General features: G+C 49.7%; 24 protein-coding genes. 16 read left to right on the top strand and 8 right to left on the bottom strand.

Annotated features, from left to right (window positions below):
* Positions 1-9: 9 nt before the first annotated feature.
* A complete protein-coding gene (locus KO497_RS10880) occupies positions 10-2,199 on the bottom strand; it encodes a YjbH domain-containing protein (protein WP_215944002.1) in 2,190 nt (729 codons plus the stop codon).
* Between the two features lie 215 nt (positions 2,200-2,414).
* Between KO497_RS10880 and KO497_RS10875 the strand changes: the two genes are divergently transcribed.
* From KO497_RS10875 to KO497_RS10835, 9 genes are all read left to right on the top strand, one after another.
* The gene (locus tag KO497_RS10875; protein WP_215943999.1) at positions 2,415-2,681 is read left to right on the top strand and encodes a spike base protein, RCAP_Rcc01079 family; all 267 of its coding nucleotides are present in this window, start codon (positions 2,415-2,417) and stop codon (positions 2,679-2,681) included.
* Positions 2,682-3,398, top strand: a complete 717-nt coding sequence (locus KO497_RS10870) for a hypothetical protein (RefSeq protein ID WP_215943998.1) — start codon at positions 2,682-2,684, stop codon at positions 3,396-3,398.
* Between the two features lie 941 nt (positions 3,399-4,339).
* Positions 4,340-4,918 (top strand): D-sedoheptulose-7-phosphate isomerase, encoded by a 579-nt coding sequence (locus KO497_RS10865; RefSeq protein WP_354668110.1) that lies wholly within the window; start codon positions 4,340-4,342, stop codon positions 4,916-4,918.
* A gap of 14 nt (positions 4,919-4,932) precedes the next feature.
* Entirely contained in the window at positions 4,933-6,390 is a 1,458-nt protein-coding gene (gene rfaE2, locus KO497_RS10860; protein ID WP_215943997.1) for a D-glycero-beta-D-manno-heptose 1-phosphate adenylyltransferase, read from the top strand.
* Positions 6,383-7,477, top strand: coding sequence for a glycosyltransferase family 9 protein (locus KO497_RS10855; protein WP_215943996.1), 1,095 nt, complete (start codon positions 6,383-6,385; stop codon positions 7,475-7,477). Before rfaE2 ends, KO497_RS10855 begins: the two co-directional genes overlap by 8 nt.
* Positions 7,474-8,004 (top strand): D-glycero-alpha-D-manno-heptose-1,7-bisphosphate 7-phosphatase, encoded by a 531-nt coding sequence (locus KO497_RS10850; RefSeq protein ID WP_215943995.1) that lies wholly within the window; start codon positions 7,474-7,476, stop codon positions 8,002-8,004. Before KO497_RS10855 ends, KO497_RS10850 begins: the two co-directional genes overlap by 4 nt.
* A 1-nt stretch (position 8,005) precedes the next feature.
* The gene (locus tag KO497_RS10845) at positions 8,006-8,851 is read left to right on the top strand and encodes a sulfotransferase family protein (RefSeq protein ID WP_215943994.1); all 846 of its coding nucleotides are present in this window, start codon (positions 8,006-8,008) and stop codon (positions 8,849-8,851) included.
* On the top strand, positions 8,848-9,894 hold the full coding sequence (locus KO497_RS10840; RefSeq protein ID WP_215943993.1) for a polysaccharide pyruvyl transferase family protein: 1,047 nt from the start codon (positions 8,848-8,850) through the stop codon (positions 9,892-9,894). The genes KO497_RS10845 and KO497_RS10840 overlap by 4 nt, the downstream gene beginning before the upstream one ends.
* 10 nt (positions 9,895-9,904) lie before the next feature.
* Positions 9,905-11,104: a hypothetical protein gene (locus tag KO497_RS10835; protein WP_215943992.1), complete on the top strand. Its 1,200-nt coding sequence runs from the start codon at positions 9,905-9,907 to the stop codon at positions 11,102-11,104.
* Between the two features lie 13 nt (positions 11,105-11,117).
* Here the strand turns inward: KO497_RS10835 and KO497_RS10830 are convergent, their stop codons facing one another.
* A complete protein-coding gene (locus tag KO497_RS10830; protein ID WP_215943991.1) occupies positions 11,118-12,404 on the bottom strand; it encodes an O-antigen ligase family protein in 1,287 nt (428 codons plus the stop codon).
* Between the two features lie 335 nt (positions 12,405-12,739).
* Here KO497_RS10830 and KO497_RS10825 point away from each other — a divergent pair, with 335 nt between their 5' ends.
* The 6 genes from KO497_RS10825 to KO497_RS10800 all read left to right on the top strand — a co-directional run bounded on the left by KO497_RS10825 (position 12,740) and on the right by KO497_RS10800 (position 19,944).
* The gene (locus KO497_RS10825) at positions 12,740-14,131 is read left to right on the top strand and encodes a phosphomannomutase (protein ID WP_215943990.1); all 1,392 of its coding nucleotides are present in this window, start codon (positions 12,740-12,742) and stop codon (positions 14,129-14,131) included.
* A gap of 128 nt (positions 14,132-14,259) precedes the next feature.
* Positions 14,260-16,350: a GumC family protein gene (locus tag KO497_RS10820; protein ID WP_215943989.1), complete on the top strand. Its 2,091-nt coding sequence runs from the start codon at positions 14,260-14,262 to the stop codon at positions 16,348-16,350.
* 138 nt (positions 16,351-16,488) lie between these two features.
* A complete protein-coding gene (locus KO497_RS10815; protein ID WP_252729620.1) occupies positions 16,489-17,853 on the top strand; it encodes a polysaccharide biosynthesis/export family protein in 1,365 nt (454 codons plus the stop codon).
* Between the two features lie 192 nt (positions 17,854-18,045).
* Positions 18,046-18,303 (top strand): hypothetical protein, encoded by a 258-nt coding sequence (locus tag KO497_RS10810; protein WP_215943988.1) that lies wholly within the window; start codon positions 18,046-18,048, stop codon positions 18,301-18,303.
* A 198-nt stretch (positions 18,304-18,501) separates the two neighbouring features.
* Positions 18,502-19,017 (top strand): hypothetical protein, encoded by a 516-nt coding sequence (locus KO497_RS10805; RefSeq protein ID WP_215943987.1) that lies wholly within the window; start codon positions 18,502-18,504, stop codon positions 19,015-19,017.
* A gap of 153 nt (positions 19,018-19,170) precedes the next feature.
* On the top strand, positions 19,171-19,944 hold the full coding sequence (locus KO497_RS10800) for a metallophosphoesterase family protein (RefSeq protein ID WP_215943986.1): 774 nt from the start codon (positions 19,171-19,173) through the stop codon (positions 19,942-19,944).
* A gap of 132 nt (positions 19,945-20,076) precedes the next feature.
* Here KO497_RS10800 and KO497_RS10795 read toward each other — a convergent pair whose 3' ends face one another.
* Positions 20,077-20,475, bottom strand: coding sequence for a hypothetical protein (locus KO497_RS10795; RefSeq protein WP_215943985.1), 399 nt, complete (start codon positions 20,473-20,475; stop codon positions 20,077-20,079).
* A gap of 143 nt (positions 20,476-20,618) precedes the next feature.
* Here KO497_RS10795 and KO497_RS10790 point away from each other — a divergent pair, with 143 nt between their 5' ends.
* Positions 20,619-20,804: a helix-turn-helix domain-containing protein gene (locus tag KO497_RS10790; protein ID WP_252729624.1), complete on the top strand. Its 186-nt coding sequence runs from the start codon at positions 20,619-20,621 to the stop codon at positions 20,802-20,804.
* Between the two features lie 269 nt (positions 20,805-21,073).
* Here the strand turns inward: KO497_RS10790 and KO497_RS10785 are convergent, their stop codons facing one another.
* The 5 genes from KO497_RS10785 to leuD are packed head-to-tail and all read right to left on the bottom strand — an operon-like array spanning position 21,074 to position 25,638.
* Positions 21,074-22,096 carry a Bug family tripartite tricarboxylate transporter substrate binding protein gene (locus KO497_RS10785; protein WP_215943983.1) on the bottom strand — a complete coding sequence of 341 codons (1,023 nt, stop codon included), beginning with the start codon at positions 22,094-22,096 and terminating at the stop codon, positions 21,074-21,076.
* Between the two features lie 9 nt (positions 22,097-22,105).
* The gene (locus tag KO497_RS10780) at positions 22,106-23,617 is read right to left on the bottom strand and encodes a tripartite tricarboxylate transporter permease (protein WP_215943982.1); all 1,512 of its coding nucleotides are present in this window, start codon (positions 23,615-23,617) and stop codon (positions 22,106-22,108) included.
* 9 nt (positions 23,618-23,626) lie between these two features.
* Positions 23,627-24,112, bottom strand: a complete 486-nt coding sequence (locus tag KO497_RS10775; RefSeq protein WP_215943981.1) for a tripartite tricarboxylate transporter TctB family protein — start codon at positions 24,110-24,112, stop codon at positions 23,627-23,629.
* A complete protein-coding gene (locus tag KO497_RS10770) occupies positions 24,109-24,984 on the bottom strand; it encodes an isocitrate lyase/PEP mutase family protein (protein ID WP_215943980.1) in 876 nt (291 codons plus the stop codon). Before KO497_RS10770 ends, KO497_RS10775 begins: the two co-directional genes overlap by 4 nt.
* A gap of 6 nt (positions 24,985-24,990) precedes the next feature.
* Complete coding sequence (gene leuD / locus KO497_RS10765) at positions 24,991-25,638, bottom strand: 3-isopropylmalate dehydratase small subunit (protein WP_215943979.1); 648 nt, start codon at positions 25,636-25,638, stop codon at positions 24,991-24,993.
* Position 25,639 lies beyond the last annotated feature (1 nt).

Raw genomic sequence — 25,639 nt, 5'->3', positions numbered from 1 at the left:
TTGTCAAACTCATCTCCAGAATTTCCCCCAGCGGTCTTCTAACTCGGTTGTATGGCTGCCTCTGACAACACCATAAAGTCTATTGCGCACATCCAATCGTGCCCCACCATCACGCAGAACAGGACGGATGGTCGTGCCGTAACCGCCTTGGTTGGCAGATCCTGTGAGCCAGTCCACTGGGATAGAAAAGCGAATGCCTTTGTCAAAGGAGCCTTCGCCGAAGTCATCAAACGGCACATCTGTGAGCGTGAAAAACGCGCCCACGCGGAAACCGTTGTCGAATTCGCGATCAAGCGACACTGTCGCCCCATAATCACCCGCAAGGTAGCGCCCGACATCGAGCTGACCCAAGTATCCGCCACCAAAATCGTAGTAAGCCGATGCGTGGCCCGTCACGATGTCATAGTCTTGAAAGCCGAACAGTTGGTCAAAATCACGTTGAACGGCGTAGTTAAGCTCGGCGCCAAAGGCCCAGTTCCCGTTGACCGGTTTCCAAAGCACTTCGCCTGAGACGCCGCCATACATGGTTTCAAGATAGCCCGCTGTGACGCGCCCATAGAGGTTTTGTCCTGGGCGGAAGAAATACTCGGCCGTTAGATTTTTGATTTGTAAATCAGATTGCTTGGCATATTCGGGCGCATCGGTGCGCACATGTGGCAAGACAGAGTTAGACGGCCGCGTGCTGGTATCGAGGTTCCCTGTCACAGGCTGGCGCACAGCACCTGAAAAAATCAGGCCGCGGTATGGTTCAAAAGAGGCTGCGAATTGTAAACCTACATCGGCGCGCACGGGGTTATCTGGATCAAACAACGCGGGTTCAAGATAAGGGGTCAAACGCCAGTTGAACTTTGGATAAACGCCTGCGATGGCTTCAGCTTCGCTGCGTGCTGCATCTTCAAAACTGGCGCCTGCAAAACTTTTCCAACTGTTCTCAAGGTCATACTCAAACGCTTCTAAACCTTCCCGTCCTAGGGTGGTGCGTGAGGTTGTGATACCGTTGGTAATGGATTCCACTTTAAAGGTCGTAATATTACCTGGAAGATTATTGGCCAAAATGCGTGCCGTGCGCCCGAGGGCCTGTGCGTGAGCTGGGAAGCGCTCGTTGCCAATGCGCACCGTCGCAGTAGAGCCCTCGATTGTGATGCCCTCAAGCGCGATGCCTTGATCTTTCAGAGCCACGAAAAGCGCGCTGTCCTTTTGGCGTACACTGCCTTCGTCCCATGACAGGGCCGCTTGGCTTTGACGTGGTTGTAAAGCAGCTGGAGCCTCTTCGATACCACTTGGGAATTTAGGTTTCTGAGGTGTGATCGGGATTGATGCTGTAATGCCGAGCTCTGAACCGTGAAGGGCATAGACCGACAGTGCGGCTCCATTTTTGAAATTATATGAGAGCGCTGCGTTGAGCGGTGTTTTGCGCTCAAGGACTTGCCGTTTCACTTCACCAAGGTAACCGTCTGAAGAGTATTCAGCGGCAAAGGTAAGGCGCGGAGAGATCTCGTAAGAAAACCCGCCAAAAAGCGCGGCGTCTCCACGGAACCATTGATCGGTTTCAGGTTGCCCAACCTCATTAATGGAGCTCGGACCGGAGCCGCGAGTATTGAAGCTGTCTGATATTGCAGAAAAAGGATTGTCGAAACCACCATAGGTCGCAAGGCGACCCCATCCCATCCCGCCAGTAATCGCCAGACGACCATCCGCAAAGTGCTTTGTTGCGGCGACGTATTCACTTGCATAAATGCCAGTACCACCAAAATCGCGCAGCCCCACCACAATTGAAGGGCGCAGATGTGTCTCTGTCGCAAGCAAATAGCTTACATCAAAACTGCGGTCATAGTAGACGTCACGAAAGTCGCTAAAATCTCGAAGTCCTGAGTATCGGAATGTCCCTAATATACGTGGGGTGATTTGGAAGCTGAGGCTGTACTTTGTTGCCCTGAGAGCAGAGCTTATTGCCACCTGAATCTCGCCGTCCGGGAAAACGGTTCCTGTTGGCATGTCAATCAGTCCCGGTGTTCCGTACGTTCCAACGGTTGCGGAGCCTGTATTCCAATCTTGAGCAATAGCAAAGTTAACACCGCAAGTGGTTGTGAAAAGTACGCATATGGCTATCCGAGCTGATTTTGACACATCAAAGCTCCTTGAAGTGGTTAAAAGAGTTGAGCAAAACTGTATTCGAGCGATCCGTGATGAGCGACACATCCTGGCAAAGCTGATGTTGAAATTGAGTTTTTTTTGAACACTGTTGCCAAATGCACCCGTAATGGAAGCCATACTGCGCAGTAACTCAGCGTTGCTTAAATTGCCCTGACATCGGGCGATCCTATCACCTGCTGTCAATGCTTCTTTTATAGAAATGGCTTGTGCCTCGAATTGTTGCTTCGAGCTCTTCTTCTATCTTAGCTGAAAGGTGCCCTATGACCAATCCATTCGAAAACCGTGCAGTCTCATTGAGCGGTCCGACACAAGACATTCTCCCTGTCACACCAAACGATGCCGCTGATCTTTCGGATGTGGCTGTCGCACTCTATGCTGAAACAGGGGGAAGTATAGCATTTGTCACAGCATCCGGCCAATCGCGCACAGTTTCTGTGAGCGATTTTTCTATCTTGCCTGTTGGTGTTCAACGTGTGTTGGCGACAGGGACCACAGCTTCAGGCATTCATGCATTCATGGTGTCTTAAATGTTCGGGCTAGGTTTATCTATTCCGAGGATTGCGACACAAAATAGTGGTACTGTATCGTTTTCACCGCAAAAACTTGCCCCAGTGGCGTGGTGGGATATTTCGAAAATGTCGACAATGTTTCAAGACACCACAGGCACCGTTCCCGTTTCTGCTGCAGGCGATGCTGTTGCATTGGTTCAGGATCAAAGTGGTAATGGACACCATTTACAACAGTCCAAGAGCAGTGATTGTCCTGTTTGGCAAACGGGTGCCATGACGTGGCTTGAGAATGCCGTGACGACTGGCAATGGCCTTGAGTTGCCAGTCACACTGGATGCCGTATTGGTTGTGGGCGCGTTTCAATACCTCAATGGAACCGAAACGACGTTTGCCAATTTTGGGACGCTATATTGTGATGACGATGCTGCAACGGGGGCCAATCGTGTGATGGGCCGCGAAGCCTCGGCCAATATGTTTATAACAGATTTTGATGTTTCGGTGTCAGATGGACCATATAACAACACCTTACTGCCGCTCCCGTGGTCCTTTGTGACGGTAATGCGCGATAGCGGAATAAGTTGGCCAGTAAAACATATTGGGTCGCGCAACAATAACGATACTTCCCGTCGTTGGACGGGCCGCTTTGCGCCGATTGCAATTTTCGACCGCGTGCTTACAGACAGTGAAACAATTCAGCTTTACACTTGGGCACAAGCCAAGCTCGGCACAGCTTAAGTTCCAATTTAACCGTGTTTCACAAGAGAGCGCCCGTGGTTTTGTGGTTTAGGAAATACAAAATTGTAGTGAAATGGCCCTGATTTTAGGACAGGTTTATGACTTGGCTAAGATGTAATACGATTGGTTTCATGCCACCTTTTAGGTTCGTTCTGTGTCTAATAATCCGTTGTCAGGGGATCGTTCGTTTGGTTTGGAGCCCGTCTTGCAGGTCATGCAAATAGACAGCCTCTTGCTTTAGCAACCGACACAGCCGTTCGATGAAGATATTATCCAGATATCGACCTCGATCATCTGTTACAGCCAATGCACTGGCAAGTGCCAATGTCACGAGATGCAACGAAATTCTTACATCAGCCTCTGTCAGCGCGGAGATCTTGGCCGCATCTGTAAACTGCGATCCTTGATCCACTGCTCGGCAGGGGATTGTGCTGCAATGCACGAGAGGGGAAAAACGGGTATTTGGTGAACATCCTGTCAATCTCATTCATTAATTTCAGAGTCTCAGCGTACACACCAACTGGAGTGTAATACAGTGATGACCGGCGGATCTTCAGCAGTCTGCATTGTTTAGGTGGGGGCGTTTATCGATCATCGTCTTGCTTTCACTGCGCTGCGCAATGCTTTGACGGCCTTGTGATTGGCGGTTATCTCTTGTGTTGTGTGGTCTCTATAAAGCGCCTCAAGCGCCACGGTAGATTTGACCTGGTCTGAGAAACGACGTCTCCTGGTCATTTGTGTATCCTGTCTTCAAGGTTGGGTATAATTTAGCCCGCTGTCCAGTTTCGCCGAATGCGCAACGAATAAGCAAGCTCGCATATTTACTTGTCATAGTTCTTGCACACAATGACCTTATGGAGTTTATTGCGCTAATGGTCTTGAACTGGCCCCAAAATTAGCCTGATCATATAAAACTCACAGGACCTGAAGGTGGTACAATCGTGAAAGATATCAAAAAAAATTTGGAAAGACATATTGAAGTCGTCCAAGCGCTTTGCGCAGACGAAACACAGCTTGAAAATATCCAAAAATCCATCGAAGTCAGCTTGGAATCTTTGAAGGCTGGCAAAAAACTTTTGTTTTGTGGCAACGGCGGATCGGCGTCTGATAGTCAGCATTTGGCGACTGAGTTGACCATTCGATTTATCGGAGATCGTCCTGCGATTGCCGCGATTGCACTGACGACGGATACATCTGCTCTGACAGCTGCAGGAAACGACATAGGGTTTGATCGCGTGTTCTCTCGCCAAGTTGAAGCCTTGGGACAAGAGGGTGACGTGCTTATGGCATTCTCTACGTCCGGCAATTCAGCCAATATTGTGAAAGCCGTGGAAGAAGCGCAGGCCCGCGGCATGAAAGTCGTGTTTTTTGGTGGCGGCACTGGCGGTAAAATTGCTGGAATGGCAGATGTTTCGCTTATTGTTCCAAGTAAAATTACCGCTCATATCCAAGAATGCCATATTTTGATTGGTCATATTTTATGTGGTGGGATCGAATCTGGTCTTGGCTACGCAGACTAGGGAAGCCCTCATAAATGACAAATTTTCCTTTCGCAGCCTCTTTTGGCGACAACGTGGTGGTGTGTGTTGGTGATGTCATGCTGGACCATTTTTATTATGGCGAAGCATTGCGCATATCACCTGAAGCGCCTGTGCCTGTACTCAAAATCAATGATCGTGAGTCCATGCCGGGCGGTGCTGCTAATACTGCTATGAACATCGGGTCGCTTGGCTCTCAAGTTCGTTTGATTGCCCCCGTTGGTGATGATGAAGCTGGGCGTGATTTGCGGGTGGCGGTTGGACAGAAATTTGATGTCCAATTGACAGGGCCGGTTGACCCTCGCGGCACTATCGTGAAATCACGCTATTCAGCCCAAGGCCAGCAATTGTTGCGCATTGATCAAGAAGACACGTCTTCTTTGCCTGCTGAAAGCGTAGCTGCGATTCTTGAAGAAGCGTTGCGCCATGCGCAAGATGCCAACCTGCTTGTTCTGTCTGACTACGCAAAAGGGGTCCTTGATCTTGAATTGTGCCAAGGCCTGATTTCTTGGGCGCGAGAGAATGATATCCCTTGTGTCGTTGATCCAAAAGGGTCCGACTATTCAAAATACCGTGGCGCTACGATTTTAACGCCCAACGAATTGGAACTGTCTGTCGTGGCGGGCCGTCGCTCCGCTGATGAAGAAGATATTATTGCGGACGCCATGGCTTTGATCGCTGAGCACGACCTCACCTATCTGGCTGTCACCCGTGGTAAGATGGGCGTTATGCTTGTCGGGCGCGAAGGCTTGCTTGAGCACGTGCCATCCTTCGCGCGTGACGTATTCGATGTCTCAGGCGCAGGCGATTCATTCGTGGCAGGCATGGCCTGTGCAATAGCGAGCGGCCAAACCATCGGTAAAGCTATCCACTATGGCAATACCGTTGCTGGCGTTGCTGTTGGTAAACTCGGCACGGCCATGGTTTCACGCGATGAGGTTGAAAAACTTATCCTAGAGCGCGGCCGGACGGATCAGGCCGTTGTGACGAGTGATTACAACGAATTGGCGCAAGTGATGAAAGCTTGGCAGGACGAGGGTCTGTCGGTTGGCATGACCAACGGTGTCTTCGATCTACTCCACCTTGGTCATTTGCGCATTTTAAAAGAGAGCAAAGCCGAGTGTGATAGGCTTGTTGTTGCAATCAATTCAGATAGATCGGTGAAGCGTCTCAAAGGTGAAACGCGTCCAATACAGCCACAGGAATTGCGCGCAGAAGTTTTGTCCAGCATGCAAAACGTAGACATGGTGGTGATCTTTGATGAAGATACGCCGCAGGAGCTTATCACAAAAGCGACACCAGATCTTTTGGTTAAAGGTGGTGATTATGTTGCTGAAGATATCGTAGGTTATCCTGAGGTGGTCGCTCTGGGAGGTAAAGTCATTATCGTGCCGACGCTGCATGGATATTCGACAACCTCAACAATTCAACGAATGAATACGAACGATGGCTGAGCGCGGAAACCCATTCCTTCGCTTGGTTGATGGTGTTTTTGGCCCCCCTCTTTTGCGAGCTACATCTATTTTTCGCCGCAAGAAATCTCTTCCTACCCAGCCTGCAAAAATTGGGGTCATGTGCTTTGGGGCTTTAGGTGATTTACTGCTGTTGAGTGCGATCATACCCGATTTGCAAGTGGCCTATCCAGAGGCAGAGATCCTGATCCTAGGGTCAGGAACCAATAAATCAATTGCCCCAATGTTACCGGCTTCCAATTTCATTGAGTTGCCCGTTAAACGTCCTGATCAGGCTTTGCGTATCTTGCGCGGACTTAACTTGGATATCATTATTGACTCGACACAGTGGGCCAAACTTCCCGCGTTACTATGTGCTGGAAGTAGGGCCTTTACTGTTGGGTTTAACACCGCAGGTCAGCACAAACATTTTGCTTATGATGTTATTGTCGAGCACTGCAATGACCGGCATGAGATGCAAAATTTTCGTGCCTTGGCTGCAGTTGTTGGTCCTGTCACAGATACCACACCTGTTTTGCTTGTTTCGGATGAGGCCAAGGCCAAAGTATCATCGATGTTGCCAAATAGATTTGCAGTGCTTCATGCTTGGCCATCAGGGGCCAGGGCTGAGCTCAAAGAATGGCCAATCGAAAATTGGGGGGCGCTTGCCCACCACCTTCATCAAACCCACGGGCTCGATATTGTTTTGACAGGTGCTCCTGTCGATGAACCAAAATCTACGGCTTTGGCGAAAGAGATCGGAGAGGCTTCTTGGCTGATTGATACGACAGGAAAGTTTCGTCTTTCAGAAACTGTGGCTGTTTTGGAAAACGCGGTCATTACGGTTTCTGTCAATACTGGCATTATGCACATGGCTGCGACGTTTGATGTACCGTTGGTTGGCTTGAGTGGGCCGACAAACCCTGTGCGGTGGGGACCATTGTCGAAACTTGCTGTCAGCCCCAAACCAGATTGTGAAGGTTGTTGGTATCTTAACCTAGGGTTCGAGTATCCAGAAAACCCGGAAGACTGCATGGGAGCCTTGTCGAAAGAGGCTGTTATTGGTGCGGTAGATGAGCTGTTATCATGACGTATGAAGTCGTTTACTTGGATCGCGACGGAACAATCAATATTGATCGCCATTATCTGTCTACTCCCGATGGGTTCGAGTTTTGTGACGGGGCATTGGCTGGCATGAAGCAGTTGAGTGCCATGGGCTTGGATTTGGTTGTGATTACAAATCAATCGGGGATAGCACGTGGCTATTTTGGCCAAAAAGAACTTGATGCCATTCATGACGTGATGCGTGAAAAACTCAAAGCTGAAGGTGTAAGCTTAGCTGGGATCTACGCCTGTCCGCATGGACCGGATGATACCTGTGCCTGTCGAAAACCTTTGCCTGGTATGATACACCAAGCGGAAAAAGATCTTGGACGCCGTCCTGGCCTCATGATTGGTGATGCTGTGCGTGATGTGCAAGCGGGGCAGGCTGCTGGACTTCACACGATTGGACTGTTTTCACCAGAGCGCGCAACCGAACTTGATGAACCCGCAACATACCTTGCAACAAATCTTATTGACGCGGCGCAATGGATTGCCACGAAAAACGAGGGCTGACATGAAAACCCCCAGTTTCCTTTTCATCGGGCCCGATAAAAGTGGCTCAAGCTGGATGAACCACATCCTGTCTTTGCACCCAGAATGTTATGTACCGCCAGCTAAGGACACTTATTTCTTTGATCGCTATTATGACAAAGGTATGGCTTGGTATTTGGCGCATTTTGCCCCCGCACCAAACGATGTCAAAGCTATCGGAGAACTGTCGCATGATTATCTGTTTTCTCAAGAAGCCGCAGAACGCATAAAACTTCACCTCCCCAATGTAAAAATTATTGTTTGTTTGCGTGACCCTATCGCGCGGTCACTGTCGCAATTTCAATATTTGCGTCGCGGTGGCGAAGTCGGAGGGGATTTTTTTGAAGCTGTGCAAAAGTTCCCGAAAATCATCAATAATAGCCGTTATCTAACTAATCTTCAGGCTTATGTTGACCTGTTCGGTGCGGATCAGGTGGAAGTTTTGATTTTTGAAGATTTAAAAGCCGACGCCACTAACTTTGGCCGCGATTTGTTGAGCCGCCTCGACCTTGATCCGACAGTAAACCTACCGTTTGAAGACCGTATTAGAGAGGCAGGTATGGCGCGCAGCGCTCTACTGTCGCGCACCCTAAAATTGGGGGCCAATCTTGCGCGGTCACTTGGACTAGCAAATCTGGTGGGGCGTGTTAAGAACAGTTCAACGACGAATATAGCATATCGTGACATCAAACCAGAAGAGCGTGTTACTTTAACCGCTGCTCAAAAACACAAGCTTTGGACACAATATTTTGCATCTGAAAATGAGGCTCTGAGTGCGCTCACTGGGCGCGACCTCTCGTACTGGCAACCCGACGGAAGAACATCATGAAAATTCTCTATGTAACCACACGCCAATGGAATCCTGGCGACGAATTTATTTTGCGAGGCTCCCGCCGTATTCTTAAAGAATGCGGTGTACGTGAGGATGTTTCAACGATTTACAACAAAAGTCCGCAAACAACATCGCTTCTTGAAAGCTGGAACTTCTGGAAAAAACCCTATTACACGAGCCTTGCGTCCTCGATCGATTTTGCGTTCAATATCACGCATTACGACAACTCGTTTAAGCGGACAAACGACATCAATTTTTATGACACGGTCGTCTTCGCAGGCAGTCCGGCTTGGTATGGTGGCCGCCTCAAACCACTCTACAAAAAGCTTAAAGAGTTTAAAGGAAAAATTCTGTTTTTGGGTATCGGTACAACCAACAAACCCTTGAAGCTTACCGAAGATGAACAAACTATTTTACGCCGCGCCACTGTGTTTTGCCGTAATGAAAACCTTGTGGTTAACCTTGGCAAGATGGACATCGAGGCAAATTATCTTCCATGTCCAGCGCTCCTGTCATCGCCAATTGAACGTGACACCGTGGACGGTATTAATCACGTTGGCCTTGGATTTAATACGACAAATACACATCGCTATCAGCGCATGTCTAATGAAAAATTCGACTTGCAAACTCGCCTGTTTGAGACGCTAAACAATCGTTATGATTGCCGTGTTGTGTGCCACTATGTTGACGAACTGGAACATGCCGCAGCTCTCTATGGTGCGGAAAATGTGCGTTCGGTCTTTGATGCTGTCGACTACCCGGAATTATATTCCCAGTTTGACTTCGTGATTTCCAGCCGCGTTCATGGCTGTGGAGTGTCGAGTTCTGCAGGAGTTCCAAACGCTGCCATCACACATGATGCGCGTGGCGATACGGTAAATGGATTCCTGTCGGCGCAGGTGAAATCAGAAACCGAACTTCTGGCTGTTGTTGATCAAAGCAAAGCTGATCTCGCGGCTTGGCAAACACGAATCAAGACACAAAAACAGACGACACTTGAGCAGTATGCCCAAGCGCTCGGGCCTGTTTTGCAAGGGTAACAAGCCTCGAATGGCCAACCTTAGAAACCGCATCGCGGATCTGTTGATCAACAAGCTGGACTTGGCCTTTACCTTAGGCCGAGTCTTTGGGCTGTTGCCCGTTTTGATCATGTCACGGCAGATCACAGATACAGATGTGTTGGCAGAAAACGTATCCCATTACCAAGTTGCGATGTTTCTTGCCACTTTAGTGCTTTATGGCGCTCCGCAAGTTTATCTTGTAAAACAAGGGTTAGAGCGACGCGTTTTCGTTTTCCACATGCTCATTTCTACGCTGTTGTTCATTGCCGGTCTTATGATTGCTTCGGTGTCGGGCGTGGCTCATGGTGTTATTTTACCCTTTTTGTTTTTGGTCGTCTTTCGGTCATACTATCTGCTCTATGCGAGCTACCTCAAAACCGATAAAGGGCGTGCTTCTTTCTATCTAATAGGTATTGCTGTCTGCACCTTGATCATCTTTGCCCTGACGATGAACTATGCTTTATCAGGGACCCTCGGATTTGCGTTCATGCTGCTATTAACTGTACGACTAGGGTATGCGAAATTAGTCTATGCGGTGATTGCAGCGCGTCAGTATTTCACAATACTGCGTGCCAACGCGGGCTACTTTGCGACGTTTCTGATGCAGCAAACCTATACGCAAATCACGCTTGCCGTTTACGCCTTCGTGGCAAACGGCACGGAATATCTTTTGGCCACGCATATGGTCTATATCTACTCGCTTTCCTTTATTTTCCACGGGATACTATTCCGTTTTTACTTGTCCAAAATGAGCCGCCAAACGCAGACAAGCGCCCTGCGTGCGTCGCTTAAACAAAGCTTGCGGTTGTCATTAATGCTTGGTGTTGCAGCGGCCTTGACGGTTGTGGTCGGCTATGTCTGGATCGAAAAAATCTTGTTCGCTAAGAGCCTTTTGACCATGCCCACAGCGGTTATGCTTGGTGTAATGATCATGCTTAATTCGACAAATTTCGGGTGGTCTGCGTTGTTTATGAGCGCACGCCGTCCATTCCAACTCAGCGCTATTGCAGCCATCTCCACATCAATTGTCGTCGCAGGAATCTTCGTAACGTCAATGCTTTCAATAGAGAACGGATTGGTCTGGGCGATGATTGCAGGGCTTACAGTACAAGCCGTCCTGCGAAGTATCTATGGTCTAAGACTTTTGGCCAAAATCACGCGTGGTGGATACTCTAATTCCGAAGCTTAAAAGAACGTAATCTCTAGGTTTCACTGGTACACATTCGGTTGGCTATCGCCGCTAATAAAAACAAAGACAGCCCATAGATAGGCGCGCCAAAGGCGTGTTGTGTGATTGACATCAACATTAAGCTGATCAGGCAAGCGCGCCCAATATACATCCACATTAAGTCGCCTTTGAGACCGGTCCAAAGCGTGCGGTAAACCATAAAAAGCAAAGCCGATCCGATCAGACCCAATTCGGCAAACACCTGCAAAAATCCGTTATGGGCTGTGAGATTAGACGGATTCGCATAGGCCGCATCTACGGCTGGGTACAATAGGTACGGCATACCAATATATACGCGACCTAAGTCATTCACCCTTCCAAACCCTTCGCCAAAGAATGGTGACCTAAACCCTTCTCCAATTGACCGTCCCCAAAGGTAACCACGGATAGCGAGATTTGTGTTTCCAGTGGTGTCAACAGATCCAGACAAATCAAAGGCTTTGCCAACTTCGATCGGACTATCTGCAACATAAGCATCCTTTAAATTTTTGACGACCGAGTTAACAGTTTCCATATTGGCTGCATCTACAAGGCGCGCAAACTGAGTTGGAAAAGCCAGTGGCATGGCAAAAATCAGCGGGATCAAGAAAGAACAAAGGCGCAGAACGCGCATAATTTGCGCTGAACTAAAATAAACTAAAATTACGGCTAATCCAGCAGTCAATAAAGACGTGCGAGAATTTGAAGCAAGCATAGCAAGCAACGCAAATGACAAATACATCAAGTCGGCTTTAGATTTAGTCTTATCAAATCGAAAGAGATTGTAGAAAATCAAGCCTGCTATAAATGTGCCTGCAGCATGGTGTGTACTGAAAGTTGAAAACCCTGACCCCGTTTTGAGCAACATAACAAGCAACACGAGTACTGTGAGGCTGCGCATTAAAAATGCCAAAGCTTTCTCGACATGTATGGGGCGAAACGTTTGTAAAACATACAATGCCGGCCAGTAGTATAAAAAAACGCGTCCTTCGTTGCCGATCCAACTGATGACGGATGCTTCCTGAAGGGAGTCAAAACCGCCAAAAATGATACCACTAAAGACGTTGTAGCTAATAAATAATAGCCCCCAGAATGCAGTTTTATGCACACTGCCTTGGGTAATTATGGATATGAAAAAACTTGAGGCACACAATAAAATGGCGAGCGCAGCCAGCGCTGGAGAAAGGCCCAAGGTGATGCCGCCAAGAAGAGATAGTAATACCAATGACATCGGCACAAATTGCGTCGAAAAAAGAGCTTTTTTTCTGTGGTATTCCAACATAGTCGGACCTTACTCTGGTTTAGGAAACAGGAACAAGAGTACAGTCTTACTGTCTTTCCTTGGACATCTGCCAACGCGTATAGATATCTTCGTAGCGAATTATGTCGTCTGCGCCAAGATAAGAACCTGTATAAACCATCGCTTAAATAATCTGCAGGATGAACTGTTTTAATATCAGCTTTGCGCAACGATAACGAAAGCGAATAGAAATCATTAAACGATATTTACATGCGGACATTATATTTTTTTATATAAACTAACTTTGTATTTTTGCATGTCCTACATGGATGATAGAGACGCGAAGCATGCAGTCCCTCCGGCAAAAGGCCTTCAATATGGCTCCTTCTTTCGGCACCAGCGGCCTGCGCGGTCTTGTTATTGATTTGACCGAAGAGGTCGTCGCAGATTACGTGCATGCGTTCCTGACAACCGTCCCTGAGTGCGACACGCTGTTCATCGGGCAAGATTTGCGTCCATCATCGCCAGACATCGCCCAGATGATTTGCCGCACAGCCCTAGATGCAGGCGTTGACGTTGTTGATTGCGGCGCGCTTGGCACACCTGCGCTGGCCTTGGCATCCATGTCGGCAAAAGCCGCGGCTATCATGGTGACGGGCAGTCATATCCCTGCAGACCGCAATGGTTTGAAATTCTACGTGCCACAGGGCGAAATTTCCAAAGAAGACGAACAAAAAATCAACGCAGCCTATACCAAACGGGCGCGTCGCACAGGACCGACGGGGGTGCAGAGATCGCAGCCCGAGGCAGAGACGGTCTATGTAAATCGCTACATTGATGCCTTTGGGGCCACTGCGCTTTCAGGTCTGCGCATCGGCGTTTACCGTCATTCCTCTGTTGCACGCGACACGATGGAGGCCATCTTAACACAACTTGGCGCCACCGTGGTGCCTTTGGCGCATTCCGACACGTTTATTCCGGTTGATACGGAAGCCGTTGATGACGCGACCCGCGCCAACCTGATCACATGGAGCCAAGAGCACAGCCTTGACGCTGTGGCCTCGACTGATGGTGACGCAGATCGCCCGCTGCTCAGCGATGCAACTGGCAAAGTCATTCCGGGGGATGTGCTGGGTGTTTTGACCGCGCAGGTTTTGGGTGCCAAAACAGTGATCACGCCGGTATCGTCCAACGACATGGTGCGCCGCTGTCCTGAATTTGAAACCGTGGTTTTGACCCGCATCGGCTCGCCTTTTGTGATTGCCGAGATGGAAAAAGCCAAAGTGCCCGCAGACCGCTGCGTAGGATTTGAAGCCAATGGCGGGTTTCTTTTGGGCTTTGATGCGCAATTGGCGGGCCCTCTGGCAGCCCTGCCGACCCGTGACTGCATGTTGCCCATCATAGCCCCTTTGTTTGCAGCCAAACAGCAAAACAAGACTCTAACCGACCTTGTATCGGCTTTGCCTCAATGCTTTACGGCAGCAGATCGCTTGCAAGACATCGACCGCGCCAAAGCTGGGGCTTTTTTGACGGGAGTGATTGACGACATCAAGAAACGTGAAGCCTTTTTCGCGCCCTACGGGGTCATCGCCAGCGTCGATCTGACAGATGGCTTGCGGGTCGATTTTGAAAGTGGCGATGTGGTGCATTTACGCCCGTCAGGCAATGCGCCAGAGTTTCGCATATATGCCCAATCCAGCTCAGAAGCCCGCGCCAAAGACCTGACCGCCCAAGTACGCAAAGCTGTTGCGGCGCGGCTATATTCTTAAGCAAGCGCCCGCCGATTTGTATAAAAGTACGCGACATTTTTAAAATGTCACGTTAAGCCGATGGATATTCGGCTGTAATTATCCTAAACCATACTGCAATTAGACCCTAGTAATAAGTAGAGAAGCCTGTGTCGCAAAACAACAATCCGTCGTACGGCAGTGCAACTGATGAAGACGTAATTGATTTAGGGGCTTTGCTCGGCGTTTTGTGGCGCAGGAAGCTGTTGATTTTAGCCTGTATGGTCGTGATGGGTGCGCTGGGGGCCTTTTATGCCATCAGTGTTGCTGTACCAAAATACCGTGCCACGACTGTTGTGCTGCTAGATGCTTCGGGTCAGCAGCTGTTAGATCTCAGTTCTGTTTTGCCAAGCCTCGGCACGGATTCCGAGGCAATCAACACAGAAGTTGAGATTCTCAAAAGCCGTCGTTTGCTTGAGCGCGTTGTGAATGTGGCGGGTTTGACAGAAGATCCTGAGTTTAACGCTACACTGCGGCCTGCTGACTTTAAAGACAAGTTGAAGGCCGCCCTGACTGGCGAAAAACCTGAACCCGCAACGCTACAGGAGCAGGAAGCCGGCACGATCAACGCACTCTTGGAACGTATCTCTGTACGCAACATTCCTAACACTTATGTGTTGCAAATTACGCTGGAAACCGAGGATGCACAAAAGTCTGCAACCATCGCTGATACGATGGCAGAGCAGTATATTTTGTATCAAATGGATGTGAAATTCGAGGCCACCAAAGATGCCTCGGAATGGCTGACATCCCGCGTGGCGGACCTCAAGTTGGAACTGGAACAAGCCGAAGCACGTGTATCAGCGTTTTCGACCAATTCTGAAGCGGTCAGCATTGAGAGCGTTCAGGCGCTTGATCGTCAACTCAAAGAGTCGCGCGATCGGCTGCAAACAACCCGTGCAACATTTGCAGAGGCTGAACGTCAATTGGCGACTTTGACGGCTTTAGAGACAGCATCAGATCAAGACAAAGCGGAACAAGCCGGAGATTCTCGACTGATGACGCTGTGGCGCCAAACGGGTTCAAGCCCTGCCTTTGACGCACAGTTTTCGCAGCTTTTGGCCCGCGCTCAACTTCAAGTACAGCGCACGGGCGCGCAGGTACAGTCTTTGGCCGCGAGTATTGAAGAACGCGAAGTCGAGATTGCCACCCAAAGCGATGAAATCATTCAGCTGCAACAATTGTCACGCGAGGCAGAGGCCAGCCGTTTGCTCTATGAATATTTCCTAGGACGCCTCAAAGAAACCGCCGCACAAGAGGGCATTCAGCAAGCGGACAGCCGTATTTTGTCTAACGCAGTTTTGCCGAGCGGTCCGTCGGAGCCACGCAAATCATTAATCCTCGCGATGTCACTCATTCTGGGTGGAATGCTTGGATGTGGCGCAGCTTTGCTGTTGGAAATGCGCCAAAAAGGCTATCGTCAATCAAGCGATTTGGAAGCAGACACAGGCCTGCGGGTGATGGGGCAAATTCCACTCTTGCCAAGTCGCAGCCGTCGCGACGGTCTGGATTATCTGGCGGACAAACCCACCTCTGCGGCCGCAGAAGCCGTGCGCAATCTACGGACATCAGTATTGCTATCCGGTGTCGACAAAACCCCACAAGTCATCATGTCGACCTCGTCCTTACCCGGCGAGGGCAAGACCACGGTGTCTTTTGCTTTGGCACAAAACTTGGTTGGCTTGGGCAAAAAAGTCCTCTTGGTAGAAGGCGACATTCGTCGTCTTGTGTTCAGTCAGTATCTTAACGTCACGGACGCCAAAGGCTTGAAGAGCGTTTTGGCGGGAGATGTCGCGTTGAGTGAAGCTGTAATCCATGACAAAATTCTTGGCGCAGACATCCTTGTCAGTGAACCCAGCACCGAGAACGCAGCCGACATTTTGTCATCGCAGCGCTTCTTGGACTTCCTTAAAACCGCACGCGAGGCCTATGACTTTGTGATCATCGACACGCCGCCTGTGCTGGTTGTGCCTGACGCACGGGTCGTTGCCCAACATGTTGATGTCGTCTTGTTCACCGTTCACTGGGACAAAACGTCGAAAACGCAAGTGCGCGATTCACTGCGGATGTTCGAAACGGTTGGCGTCACAGTCAACGGGCTGGTGCTCAACCAAATCGACCCCAAGGGCATGAAACGTTACGGCTATGGCGATGCATATGGTGCCTATGGGTCTTACGGGACGAAATATTATACGAATTGACTCCTGATCTTCGAAGGTTTTCATACCGTTTGGTGCGGCGTGAAAGCCTCTATCGTGCAGGTTTGACTCTATAGAATGGTTTTAAGGATCGATCTTCGATATTAAGAACCGAACAATCGACGGATTTCAAGACAAGGAATGATTCCAGTGCGTACAGCTGTTGCTCTTCTCATGGCACTTTCACTGTCCTCTTGTGGGACTGTATATCATAGCCAAAAGGTCGTTGCTGGCGCTACGGATGATGCAAAAGTGCGCGTTGTGCCTGTCACCAGCCAAAGTGTGCTTGTGGCCAACCGGTCCTCTTATACGCCCCATGATTTACCAGCCGTGTTTCGCGCGACAGCCGGTATGGGTGGCGGTCTCAGAGGTGCCGGCGCTGTGCCAGAGCCGTCTTATACCGCTCAAACGCGTCCAAATGCCTTGGCAACACGCTTGCCCCCTGCACGTCAGCCACAACCCTATATGATCGGTGTTGGCGATGTTGTTCTGCTTGCGACGCCAGCGGGATCCTCAGTTGAACAACTGTCTGGACTGTTGGCTGCGCAAAACAGCCGCCAAGGCTATACCGTGCAAGACGATGGCAGCATCGCCATCCCTGATGTTGGCCGCGTGTCCATCGCCGGTCTAACACTCGAAGAAGCCGAAGCGACACTGTTCCAAAGCTTGGTCTCGGCCCAGATTGAGCCGACCTTCAGCCTTGAGATCTCACAGTTCAATTCCAAAAAAGTCTCTATTGGGGGCGCAGTTCCCACCCCCGGTGTTGTTCCAATCACCCTGACCCCGCTGTATCTTGATGAAGCGCTGGCTGGCGTTGGCGGCACCACGGCTGAGAACATGGATTACACCTCTGTACGCCTTTATCGCGATGGATCGCTCTACCAAATTCCGTTGGAAAAACTCTACGCCAGCGACAGCCTGCAAAAGATCCCGCTGTTCCCAGGCGATAGCATCTTCGTTGATGACACCTATCAACTGGATCAGGCATCTGCCTACTTCAGCCAACAAATCCAATTGGCCTCTTACCGCCAAAATGCACGCACAGCGGCCCTGTCTCAGCTTAATACAGAAGTGTCCTTGCGCCGCGCACAACTTGCCGAGGCCCGTGCGAATTACACCGCGCAAGTTCAATTCGACGCCACCGATCGGGACTATGTCTACCTCACAGGCGAAGTCAAAACCCAAGGCCGTTTCCCACTGCCTCTTGGCCGTCAGGCAAGCTTGGCTGATGCGCTTTATGAAGGTGCTTCAGGCCTTGCGACCACAACGGCTGACCCGCGTCACATCTACGTTTTGCGTGGCTCTGAAGACCCGATGGAATTCGATGCCTTCACCGCATGGAAACTTGACACCAGCAATGTCACAATGCTCACTTTGGCCACGCGCTTTGAATTGCGACCCAATGATATCGTGTTCGTTGCTGAACAGCCCGTCGCCAGATGGAATCGCCTAGTCAATCAGCTCACCCCAACCATCCTCAATATTACGGCCTCAGCCGCCGAGTAACGGTGATATTCAGCACGCATATTGAGCAATCTTGCGCCTAATATGCGTGGATTGGGCAACCTGGACGATAAAAATAGGGTGTTTTACCGATTTTGCCATATAATTGAGATGTGAACTGAGTTATATTGATCCCAAATATATCATCACGTTTCTTTCGTTAAAGAGACGCAAAACCAGAATAGCGAGTCAACCATGTCTAAATTTTTGATCCTTCTCCTCTCCTCCGTTGCTTTCTTTGCAACAGCTGCAACTGCACAAGAAATTGACTGTGAAGATGAAGCCAACAAAGATGATGCAGCTTGCATCGGTCTGCCCGACGCTGACGATGTTCAAAACTTTCTCCCAGGTGTCGCACCTATCCTCGGTGGTGGCGGCATTTTTGCTAGTGCCCTTCTTGGCAACAACACCACATCAACGACAGCTACGACTGCGACAACATCTACAAACTAAACCCAACCGCACCTGCGGTTTGAGCGTCTAGATATTTAAAAGGCACCATTCTTTGGTGCCTTTTTTTATGCGTGATCAACAACCTCTCACAGCCCCTTAATCGTTTTTTAGACTCTCTCTGTTTTACTCCAAAGCAAGCCGATGGGGATCGGCGACATGGGGTGAGAACACCCCTTAATTATCATGTGGGGTGATTACATGTTTTTTAAACAATCAAAACGTGCGCTTTTTGCGCGCGGTCGAAATTCGTTTGTCTATGGCCTATCTATACTTGGCACAGCACTGTTGCTGACGGCTTTTGCGCTGCCCGCACAGGCCGCACGACCAAAGTCAAAAGTCCCAGGGGCGACAATCGTTATCAACGGCGACCCAGGCGGCAGCGTCCGTGAACGTTACGGCGAAATCCAACAGATCAACAGATTGGGCCAACGCATCGAAATCCGCCGCGGCTCCTGCATGTCCAGCTGCACAATGTTTTTAGGTGCGCGAAATGTCTGCGTGACACCGACTGCCGTCTTTGGCTTCCATGGTCCTTACCGGTTCGGATCAAAACTAACCCAAGCCGAATTCGACCGCTGGTCAAACGTCATTTCCTCTCACTACCCGCCAGTCATCAAGACTTGGTATATGACAAGCGCACGCTACAGCACACGAAAACCAACAAAACTCACAGGCGCTGAACTCATAAGACTTGGGGTCCAAAGGTGTCGCTGAGGCATGACTAACCGCGCGTGAGATCAGCACCGCTTTATTTGCGCTCCGATGTTGATATGGCCTATAATAATGCGTGGCATTTTCATAAACACAAACCGCGCTCCGTTGGGCGCGGTTTGTGTTTGACCTCTGTTCAAAGGAAAGGTTTTCCCGATGTTTAAGCGTTTTTTTCGCCCGCGAAAGCCAAAAGAAACTGCACCTATTTTACGATTTGAAGGTGGCCCACCAAGTCCAGAAGAAAACCTTGCTGTCGTGGGAGACATCCATGGGCAGCTGGGCTGCTTAGACGCGATGATCGATCAGTTAAACCACCAAGCGCCCGACGCTCGTTGGATCTTTGTTGGCGACTTAATAGACCGCGGCGAACACAGCGCAGAGGTTTTAGAGCGCATACGCGCGTTAGAAACCACACGCCCAAACACAGTGGTTATTTTGGGCAACCATGAAGAAATGATGTTGTCATTTATGCGTAATCCAGAAGAAGCAGGGAACAGATGGATGCGTCATGGCGGCTTGCAAACGATGGCAAGCTATGGCGCCTTGAATTTGAGCCAAAACAACGCGCCAGCGGCCCTAAGACAAGCGCATGAACATCTTTTGGCCGCTATGCCATCGGGGCTTGAGCAATGGCTCAGCGACCGACCGCGCGTGTTTCAAAGTGGCAATGTTGTTGTGGTCCATGCTGGCGCAGACCCGTCACTGCCCATAGAACATCAAAAGGACCAAGCCTTGACTTGGGGCCATGTGCGCTTTCAACAGCAGCCACGGCAAGACGGGCTTTGGGTTGTCCACGGGCACACCATCGTAGATGTCCCACAAGAGAGCAACGGCGTGATTTCGGTGGATACCGGAGCATATGCCACAGGCCGCCTGACCGCTGCATTCCTGCACGACGGGGCCGTTGAATTCATTCAGGTCCGTGGATAAAGGCTAAAACGCAGCTGAAGTGTTTGGTGCTTAACCAAGCCCAGAGTTCCGTCCCACATTCGCTCCCCGTTTAAGAGAAGCAGACTTTAAATATCACTGCTCATGCCTTCAGCGCCCGCATCAGATTTGGGCTCAGCTATCGAACATTTTCATATGCACTGCGCAGTAGATCTTTGCACTTGGGTCAAATTCTCTCGGGTTTTCTGGAATTAGATGGCATTCAACAGGGTTTTTGCAGGGCAGGCCTGCCTTAGTAAGAGCATCGCAGGGCAACTCTTCACCTCTCGCAGTTAATGCAACCCATTTTCGTAGCGTACCTTCTGATATGTCCATCCGCTTAGCTGCGAACTTGATGACATCGCGAACCACCATAGGTAACTCTCGTGTCGTAAATGAAATGTATTGTGCGCTAGGGCTCAAGAAAATTTGTCCTCGTCCCCCGTTGTTCGTAAAAGTATATTCATAATGTAAACTCGGCAGATCATCATCCTGCCGAGCTCTTTTTTCCAGCTTCATCAAATCAACGCTCATGTTCATCACTCCTTTAAGGCGCAATTGTCATTCTTAAGTCGAATGTCTCTTAAAACAGGTAGAGTTATAAGAGACATTCACCAATAGAACTAGTGGTGAAACGAATACCCAAAAGCCCTCTCAGAGACACACTTGCCCGCAACATGCGGTTACTTCGTGCTGAAAAAGGCTGGTCACAAGAACGCCTAGCAGCAGAAGCGGGGTTGAATCGCACTTACCTCAGCGCTGTCGAACGATCAGAGCAGAATATCTCCATAGATAATCTTCATCGGGTTGCTGAAGGACTGGGAGTGCAAGCTTTCTCCCTACTTAAAAAGTCAGATACTTAAAGAACAACCGGTTAACCAAAGTCGGCACGTTTGCTAAAGAATGAGCCAGCGCACGTTTTCAATCGCTTGTGACACGTTGGAAACAAAATTCCTCCTCGCCTACGCTGATCCGTTGGCCGACGATGTCAGAATTTATTTCGCAATAGGATTGACATATTAGGATGAAGCTCGTGTCCTATAACCTAATGCATTCAATTAAGATTGCGTCGCCGTTCGAAAAAGCGGCAAAATATGCGGCCTGATTTCCGAACGGCGAGATTCCTTGTACGTTATTCCAAAATAGCAGAATGTTCTAAAAGAAGATTAAAGTTCCTCTCCACAATCTCTTGCGATACCTCTGGCCCGTTCCAAACAGCACCAAATTTTCCGTCCTCTGCAGCCTGCTGGAACTCGGGGCTTTCGACAGCCCTGCGGTACGCCGCGACAAACGTTTCATAACGCTCCGGATATTGCTCTTTGAACTCACGACGTACGACCATTGAGCGCACAGATGAATCCAGAATTGGAATTTCGACATCAAACTGAGCGAGCGCTTCGTTTACAGGAACGGCCTCTGGCCAATCGGGATTTATCTCATCCGCGAACACAGCAATTTTGCGCACTTGGTCAAAGATCACCTCACTTCCCTGTCCAGCAACCATCCCGAAATCAATTTGTGCGCCGGCAAGGGCCGTTCTTGTTGGTCCGCCCCCATCAAACGTAACTAACCGCAGGTTTTCAGCAGGGATTCCCAAGGTCTTCATCATCAGCAACAGTGAGATATGCTCTCCAGACCCCGCAATAACGCCAGCGCTCAATTTCCCGGGCTCTCTCAAGCCTGCGATAATGTCTTCAAGCGTTTGTAATTCACTTGTTTCAGACACCATCAGCAATGATTGAGCCACTTCTTGTGCATTAACGTAGATAAAATCATCTATTTTATATGGCGCGCCCATATTTTCGATATGGTTCACCATATAAGGCGTCGGCGGCGTAAACATGATGTTGTATCCGTCCGGCGCTTGATTGAAAAAGTATAACGTTCCGGTAAATAATCCACCGCCAGGGCGGTTAACCACATTGATCGGTACGCCAAGTTCATCGGAAAGGGCAGAAGCGGTGAACCGCGCCAGTCGGTCAGTGCCGCCCCCCGCGCTATATGGCCCAGTCATCTCTATCGTATGATCAGGGTATGCGTCCTGAGAGACCGCAACGGTAGAGCCAAAAGTAAGCACCGACGTGATTGTGGCCAACATAATATTTCGTAAATTCATAGTCTTTCTCCTCCTCAGAAAGTGTTGAATGGTCTGCAAGTTAAGTGTCTATTCCTCGTTCGTTTTCCGACATCTCATGCGCGCGTTAATCCACGGATACACCAGTGATATCAAAAAGATGGCGATCATGATCAGAGCAATTGGACGCTCTAGAATAAATGATAATTTTCCGCCACTCAGTTGATGTGAAAACACAAATTGGCTTTCAACAAAGCGTCCAAGTAACAACCCCACAACGGCAGCCGCCGGAGCGTAATCATATCGGGCAAAGACCCATCCGATTACGCTAAATATCGCGAGCGTTATTGGTCCGGTTAAATTCCCTGTTATCGCGTAGCTGCCAGCCATAGCGATCACGATCACAGTTGGAACCAAATGGCGGACTTGAATCTTAATGATCACAACAGCCATTCGGATAAACAACAATCCGACAACAATCAGCAAAAGGCTTTGGACCATATTGGAAATCAAAATCGCGTAAACAGTATCTTTGTGATCAGCGATAAAGCGGGGGCCGCCGGTGACATTATGCATCGCAAATGCCGCCAGCAACACCGCAGTCCCGCCACCGCCAGGAAGGCCAAGAGCAAGTAGCGTTCCCATTGCTCCCCCCTCAGAACTGCTGTTCGCTGCTTCCGAAGCGACCAACCCATTGGGATTTCCTTTCCCATAACTGTTAGGATCCGGATCAGAACGTCTCGCAGCTGCATATGAGACTAAATTTGCAACCGAAGCGCCAACACCGGGAATAGCACCGACAAAAATGCCAATCAGGCTTCCGCGGGAAAGCGTGCGCCAATAACCAAATACGTCTCGAAAACCTTTCAAGATGAGTGGAAAGCTGACAATCCGAGCCGCATCATTGTCTATGATGTATTTTGAACGTGCTAAGTTAAACAATTCAGCTGTCGCCAGAATCCCGATCATCGCGGGCACAACAGCCACCCCGTCAATCAACTCTGGCAGACCGAACGTCCCACGCATACGACCTATCGGGCTGATCCCTATCGTACCGATGAGCAAACCAAAAACGCCAGCCAAAATACCGCGCTCAACGTTTCCACCTCGCAACATCGCAATCATTGATATTCCCCAGATCGCCACCACTGCCATTTCGACAGGGCCAAGTTTCAGCACAGCCTTCGCGACAAAGTTAATAAGCACAAACAAGACAAGATAGCTGATGAGGGTGCCAATAGTGGATGCCGCCAACCCAAGCCCCAAAGCTTCGTTATGTTTCCCGGACCGTGCCATTGGAAATCCATCAAAGGTGGTGGCCACCGCCGCTGTAGACCCAGGCATATTAACGAGAATAGCCGGAACGGCACCTCCATATCCCGCGCCGGTGAACACCGAAGTCAAGAAGACAATTGCTGTGAAAAAGTCCATATAAGGAGTGACCGGCAGCATCAGCGCCAAGATCATCGTGCCTGAAATGCCCGGCAGCGCGCCACCTGCAAGACCAATAAGCAGGCCAGGAACAATCATTAGCCATGGAATATAGCTTTGGGTAAGTATTCCAAAGCTGTCGTGAAGTGCTGGAAAATCTATGAAATTCATACCAATCCCCTACAGAAATGTTGCGATTGCAGGAACGCGTGCGCCATGGATCAACAACCATGTAACGGCAAATGCAGTGATGACAGACATAAGGACGATCACGATTATTCTGCGCTCTCCCTGTATCCAAAGGCTGAACGCGATGTAGAAAGCGCTGGCGACGTCAAACCCGACGTAACGGATGGAAAACGCATAAACCAAAAACCCACCCATCAAGCCCGCGATCACCAAATTCTTGCCATCTGATGTTGGGGTAGGATTATTATTTGTGACATCGGCCGAGGATGATTTGAGCACCATTTTGAGAGAACGGCCAATTATGATGACGGTCAAGAATACCGCAATAAGCACCATCGGCACGAGAAAGATGATGTTATATAACTTAGAAGATGCGAGATAAGATTGCGTAAGGTAAGCAATTGATATCGCGGCAATGGCGAGAGCCGTCAGCAAGGCACCCCATCTGTCCAGCTTGGTAAAAAAATTTTCTTTCATGTGCGCGCTCCCGATGTAGGTGCCACGAGTGGACTGCTCCAGCCGTCCAAATCGAGAAGTTTGAGATATTCGTCCAAGCTGGCGGCACCGCGGGTTGCAACGCTCAGATCACCAGTCTGCTTCAGGATCTGAAGCATGTCGCGCATGGGGACCATGGCGACCAGAAGCAAATAAACCGAAAATGTAAAAAGGCTAAACCCCAACTCGGTCAAGTCGTCGACCGAGTATTGTGGTCCTTTGCCGTTCGGCGTCGTGTTGTAAAGCTGTGGTATTTCCAGAGCGCGGATCAAAGCTTGCGTTTCCGTCTCAGTCCGAGGGCCCGCTACGTAAATCGCGTCGGCTCCAGCTTCGGCATAGGCGTTTGCTCGATCAACCGCGGCTTGAAATCCTTCTACATCTCTTGCGTCTGTGCGACCGACAATTACAAAATCATTGTCGTCGCGTGCGTCAACGGCCGCTTTTATTTTATCGACCATCTGCTCGGTTGAAATGACTTCCTTACCCGCCAACATTCCACATTTCTTGGGAAAGACCTGATCTTCAAACATGATCGCAGCCGCACCGGCACGTTCAAATTCCCGTATCGTTCGGCGCACAGAAAATTCGTTTCCATAACCGGTGTCAGCATCGGCGAAGACTGCAAGGCCAGTTGCATCATAAATCCGACGGACATTATCCGCATTTTCTGGAAGGCTAAGCAATCCGACATCCGGCAGACCTAAACGCATCGCGGATGTAGCATTCCCGGAAACCATAATCGTTTCGTAACCTTCTGCCAGCACAAGGCGGGCGGAAAAAGGATCCCCCACAGCAGGCATTATGGTCGTCGTCCCATTCGCCAAGAGTTGCCGCATTTTGGTTGTCGGTTTCACGCTATCTTACTCCGGCGAAATTTCAGTGGGGGCTTGGCCTTTACTTAAGTAGACCCAAGGGCGCTCAAGCCGGTCTTTGGCTTGAAAAGCCGAAATGCGCGTTGAGCGGCGTAAAGTGCGTTCGATATCATCAAGCCCCGCCAACAATGCTTCCTTGGCTTCGCTATGGATCTCGAATGCGTATTCTTTTCCATTGTCCAACTTGACAGTCTGCTCTGTTAGGGACACGGCAACTTCACAGCTGCCGTTGCTGGCCTCAACAGCGGCTGCAATCTCAGCGACGTCTGCAAGCGGAAGAATAACCGGCAACAATCCGTTCTTAAGAGCATTGCGATAAAAATGCACGCCGTAGCTTGGCGCAATAACCGCGCCAATCCCGTAATCCACAACAGCCCAAACAGCATGTTCTCGCGACGAGCCACTGGCAAAGTTCGGTCCACCAATCAATACTTTCGCGTCTCTATACTGCGGCAGGTTCATCACAAAATCAGCTTGTTTCTCGCCATTTCTATAGCGCAGGTCATGAAATAACCCTTTGCTAAGTCCCTTGCGGGAGGCTGTGATCAAGAAGTCTCTGTTGATCATTTGTTCGGTATCGATGTCTGGGCGCATCATCGGCATTGCGATGCCTCGAAAGTTTTCAAATGGCTTCACG

The organism is Pacificibacter marinus (genome assembly GCF_018860665.1).
Classification (GTDB): Bacteria; Pseudomonadota; Alphaproteobacteria; order Rhodobacterales; family Rhodobacteraceae; genus Celeribacter; species Celeribacter marinus_A.
This window is presented reverse-complemented; position numbering and strand designations above follow the sequence as displayed.

Coding starts and splice junctions, on each gene's coding strand:
- KO497_RS10840 (WP_215943993.1), top strand. CDS start 8,848: ATGAAAATTCTCTATGTAACCACACGCCAATGGAATCCTGGCGACGAA.
- KO497_RS10850 (WP_215943995.1), top strand. CDS start 7,474: ATGACGTATGAAGTCGTTTACTTGGATCGCGACGGAACAATCAATATT.
- KO497_RS10845 (WP_215943994.1), top strand. CDS start 8,006: ATGAAAACCCCCAGTTTCCTTTTCATCGGGCCCGATAAAAGTGGCTCA.
- KO497_RS10810 (WP_215943988.1), top strand. CDS start 18,046: ATGTCTAAATTTTTGATCCTTCTCCTCTCCTCCGTTGCTTTCTTTGCA.
- KO497_RS10825 (WP_215943990.1), top strand. CDS start 12,740: ATGGCTCCTTCTTTCGGCACCAGCGGCCTGCGCGGTCTTGTTATTGAT.
- KO497_RS10805 (WP_215943987.1), top strand. CDS start 18,502: ATGTTTTTTAAACAATCAAAACGTGCGCTTTTTGCGCGCGGTCGAAAT.
- KO497_RS10830 (WP_215943991.1), bottom strand. CDS start 12,404: ATGTTGGAATACCACAGAAAAAAAGCTCTTTTTTCGACGCAATTTGTG.
- rfaE2 (WP_215943997.1), top strand. CDS start 4,933: ATGACAAATTTTCCTTTCGCAGCCTCTTTTGGCGACAACGTGGTGGTG.
- KO497_RS10795 (WP_215943985.1), bottom strand. CDS start 20,475: ATGAGCGTTGATTTGATGAAGCTGGAAAAAAGAGCTCGGCAGGATGAT.
- KO497_RS10870 (WP_215943998.1), top strand. CDS start 2,682: ATGTTCGGGCTAGGTTTATCTATTCCGAGGATTGCGACACAAAATAGT.
- KO497_RS10875 (WP_215943999.1), top strand. CDS start 2,415: ATGACCAATCCATTCGAAAACCGTGCAGTCTCATTGAGCGGTCCGACA.
- KO497_RS10800 (WP_215943986.1), top strand. CDS start 19,171: ATGTTTAAGCGTTTTTTTCGCCCGCGAAAGCCAAAAGAAACTGCACCT.
- KO497_RS10775 (WP_215943981.1), bottom strand. CDS start 24,112: ATGAAAGAAAATTTTTTTACCAAGCTGGACAGATGGGGTGCCTTGCTG.
- KO497_RS10790 (WP_252729624.1), top strand. CDS start 20,619: ATGCGGTTACTTCGTGCTGAAAAAGGCTGGTCACAAGAACGCCTAGCA.
- KO497_RS10835 (WP_215943992.1), top strand. CDS start 9,905: ATGGCCAACCTTAGAAACCGCATCGCGGATCTGTTGATCAACAAGCTG.
- KO497_RS10855 (WP_215943996.1), top strand. CDS start 6,383: ATGGCTGAGCGCGGAAACCCATTCCTTCGCTTGGTTGATGGTGTTTTT.
- KO497_RS10815 (WP_252729620.1), top strand. CDS start 16,489: ATGATTCCAGTGCGTACAGCTGTTGCTCTTCTCATGGCACTTTCACTG.
- KO497_RS10780 (WP_215943982.1), bottom strand. CDS start 23,617: ATGAATTTCATAGATTTTCCAGCACTTCACGACAGCTTTGGAATACTT.
- KO497_RS10880 (WP_215944002.1), bottom strand. CDS start 2,199: ATGTGTCGCTCATCACGGATCGCTCGAATACAGTTTTGCTCAACTCTT.